Source organism: Peptidiphaga sp., assembly GCF_057238965.1.
Window position 1 is genome coordinate 1 of the sequence record NZ_DBHHEV010000136.1, and the last position, 3,939, is coordinate 3,939.

The 3,939-nt window shown below is 69.1% G+C and carries 2 protein-coding genes; both read right to left on the reverse strand.

Translation table 11 applies throughout. The features are described from left to right. On the reverse strand, positions 1-1,760 hold a 1,760-nt coding region (gene lnt / locus ACO48X_RS10925; protein WP_485002115.1), incomplete at its 3' end, for an apolipoprotein N-acyltransferase. Continuing rightward, the coding region (locus ACO48X_RS10930) for a DEAD/DEAH box helicase (protein WP_485002116.1) at positions 1,757-3,939 on the reverse strand (2,183 nt) is incomplete at its 5' end. The genes ACO48X_RS10930 and lnt, both read right to left, overlap by 4 nt.

Here is a 3,939-nt window from a genome sequence, read left to right on the forward strand (position 1 = left end):
CATCGTTTCTCCTTGTTGTTGTCCTCGTTGCGTACGTTTTCAATGCCGATGCTTTCGGTCCGGCTCTCGCTCGGAAAGGGCTGTCCGTTCGAGTCCGGCGCAGGCTCGTTCGAGCCTTGAGCCCCGTCGCTCAAGTTTGGGCGGCGGCGTCGGCCGAGCCGCCGTCGTTGAGGCAAGCGTCGCATCCGCCACAATGCTAACGCCGTCGTCGCCCCCGCGGCGAGGTTCCACGCCAGGCGCATCGGGCCGCCCCACCGGACGGCTGGCGTCACGTGGGTGTGGAGGCCGACGCTGGCCACCCGGGCGTCCGCTTTCCACATGCCGGTTTTTTCGCGCACCGTTCCGTCGGCGTCGACGACCCCGGAAACCCCCATGGTCGATACCTGTATCGCTGTGCGCCTGGTTTCGACGGCCCTGAAGCGCGTCATGTCGAATTGCTGGCGCGATTCGGCGGAATCGCCGAAAGACGCATTGTTCGTGGGAACCGTGAGGAGGCTCGCGCCCTTGCGAACGGATTCGGAGACGATCTCGTTGTAGGCGACCTCGAAGCAAATCGGCGCGGCGATGCGCACGCGCCGTCCTCGCAGCGGCACGTCGAGAACCGCAGACCCCTTCCCCGCGCGCATGTCCGTTGAAACCCGGTCGACGGCCTTCGTGAACAGCCGGAAGAATCCGCGCGCGGGTATGTATTCGCCAAAAGGCACGGGATGCAGCTTCGTATACCTGGCGGTCAGCCCCTTTCCGGGAAGCCACAGCGTGTACTCGTTGTAGCGGTAGTCTTCCGGGTAACGCTGGATGCCGAGCACAAGCGGGACGCCGAGTCGCGACAACGCCCCTTCGATCACGCCGCGGGCTTCCGGCGTCGTCTCCGGATCGAGGTCGGACGAGCTCTCCGGCCACAGAACGAGTTCCGCGCCCTCCCCCTCGATCTTCCTCGTCTGCTTCGCCAGCCGCTCGGTGACGGAGACAGCCCGCGCATAGCCCGTCAGCGATTTGTCCCTGGAGACGTTCCCCTGGACAAAGCCGACCTTCACGCTGCTTACGGGCGGGCCGCCCAGCGGAATGGCCGTCGTCGCGGCAAGCGCGGCGCAGACGCCGACGGCGGCGGCGAATGCACGGCGCGGGCGGGCCCTCACGTTCTGTGCGGCGTATGCGAGAGAGGCTCCCAGCGCGACGACGGCGAAGCTGACGAGCTCCGTCGAGCCGTAGGGCGCCAGGCGCACGAGCGGGCCTTCGACCTGCCCGAATGCGAGCTTGCCCCACGGCATTCCGCCCTCGGGCCACGTGCCCTGGAGGTCTTCGACGGCGACCCACGCAACGGCGAGAGCAGGCACGAGCTTCCAAGCGCACGCCTTGTTTGCGGCAGCTCCGGCCTTGCCCGCAGGATCCTTGGGATCCTGCGCCTTCCTCGCGCCCGGCGTCGCTTGCGCGCAACCGCCCCACGCCCGCAGGAACGCCTGCCAGACGAGCGCCAGAACCGCGATGTAAAGGGCGAGCACTCCCCCGAGCCCCACTCTGGCGATCCACGTTCCCGCGGCTTCGGTGGCCCAATCGCACAGCAGGCCGAAGAAAACCGCCCCCGTCGCGAAACCGCAGGCGAAACTGGCGCGAAAGCCTCGTCCGCGCAGCGCCGCGATGAGAAGGGCGACGCCGAGGACGGCCGACGGCCACAGATGCAGGGGGGCAAAGGAGGCCCACAGGCACACGCCCGCGCCGACGGACAGCGCAGCCGGGCCGAGGGGCGCGAGCCGCCCGCTCATGCGACGACCTCGCTTCTGCGCACGCGCGAGCGGGCGAGGCCGGCGACGTCGGCGATCCACGTGCCTTCCCCGGCGACGGCGAACTGCCCCAGCAGATCGATGAGCCTGCGGGCCGCCGCGATGAAGTCGCCCGCGGCCATCCTGGAGGTGCGCAGGCACTCGTCGAGGCTCGCGCCCGAGGCCCAGGCGGCGAAGACGTCCGCGCATCCGGGGGTGACGTCGCGGGTTCTGGCGATTCCGTGCCTGTCCTCGACGGAGCGGAGGAACTCGGCTTCGCCGACGGCCTGCCTGGCCAGCTTCGCGAGCACGGGCGAGCGCGGCTGGCCAGTTCCAAGCCTGTCGTCGGTGAGGAACATCGACGCCCACCCGGCGAATTCCGAGGGCGTCAGGCCCGCGGCGAGCGCCGAGAGACACGTGTAGGCCAAAAGGTCGTCCTCCCGGTGAAGCCTGCGCAGCGTCGGGGCGCCGGGCCCCGGCTCGATCGCCCCGCCGCGGTTTTGAAGCACGCCGACGTCGACAAGCGCCGCGGCCGTCGCGTCGAATTCGCGTCCGACGGAGTCGGTGAAGCCCGCCGACGTCTTCTCGATTTCGGCGGCTCGGGCGTCGAGCGACAGGAGCGTTTCCGCTTCTTCGAGGTGGGCTGCCAGGTCGGGGCACGCCGAGCACGGGTGCTTGGCCAGGTCCGCGTCGGGGCCGACGGCGAATCGGGACCACGATCCGAGAAGGTCGCGGTCCACGCCCAGTTCGGTGCGCTCCTCGACCTGCTCGACGATGGCGTCGGCGAGGTCTTCCCGCGTCGACCGGTCTTTGAGGCGCCGCCCCACGGGCAGGCTCACGGATCCGACGTCGCGCAGCTCCGAGCCGAGGTCCGCCTCGTGCAGCCAGGAAATCTCCCCGTACCAGTCGATGACGCGCAGCTTGCCGCGGTCGGCCGACAGGACGAGCACGTAATCGACGTCGCCGTCCCTGTGCACGGCGTAGAGGCGTCCGTTCTTCGCCTGAGCGAAAGAGCGCGAAATCCTCTCGCGATACTCCCTTTTGGCGGCCTTGCGCACGGACTTGGCAGCCCTGCCGGAGGCCGCGCGCGCACGCACGTATTCGACGACGTCGCCCGCGTCGCAGTGCAGCCGCGCCTCCTCGGAGGAGATCCTTCGGCGAATCCGCACCAGGCGAGCCTCGAGCTTGGCGAGGTCGGCGTTTCGTTGATACTGCGCGAAACTGCGCCCCATCATCGCCCGTGCCTGCTCGTAGGGCATTCTGGCCAAGAGGTTGACCACCGTGTTGTACGAGGGAACAAAGGCCGAGAGGAGGGCTTCCACTTTGCCCGACCCGAGGTCGGCCAAAATATAGGGGTCGAGGTCGGGCCCGGCGAGGACGACCGCGTGGCCGACCGTGTCTTTTCCCCTGCGGCCCGCGCGCCCGATGAGCTGCGTGTACTCCGTGGCGCTCAGGTCGATGAACCCCTCCCCGTCCCACCGCTGCAGCGATTCGACGACGACGGTGCGCACCGGCATGTCGATTCCCAGGGCAAGGGTGCCGGTCGCGTAGACGATCCGCAGCAGGCCGTCCTCCATCAGCTTCTCCGTCAGCTCCTTGATCGCCGGATAGACGCCCGCGTGGTGGGCGCCGTATCCGCGAACGAGTGCGCGCGCGGCGGCGTCGAATCCGACGGCGCGGCAGTCGGATTCGCTCAGGGTCGCGCGCACCTCGGCGATCCTGGCCGCCGCCTCGGCCCGTTCTTTCCTTCCCGTGAGCGCAATGTCCCGTTGGAGAAGGGCTTCGACCGCCTTGTCGCAGCCTTTGCGGGAGAAGATGAACTCGATGGCCGGAAGCATGTCGCGCTCGGACAAAAGGTCGATGATCCTCCGGCGGTCCCGGTCCGAAACGCGTCCGCGCCCGTCCGGCGGCAGCTTCGCGATCGCCGAGACGAGCGCGCCGAGCGGGCCGCCGTCCTTGCCGAAAAGCCGAAAGACCTTCCGTCCCACGGCGACCTCCTGCCGGAGGGGAACCGGCCTGACCGTGCTGTGCACAAGCTCGGTCCTCCCGCGCACGGAGCGCAGCCATCCCGCGAGCTCCCCCGTGTTCGGGACGGTGGCCGACAGGCCGATGAGCCGGCAGTGTTCGGGCAGGGTGAGGATGACCTCCTCCCACACCGGCCCGCGCTCCCTGTCCGCGAGAT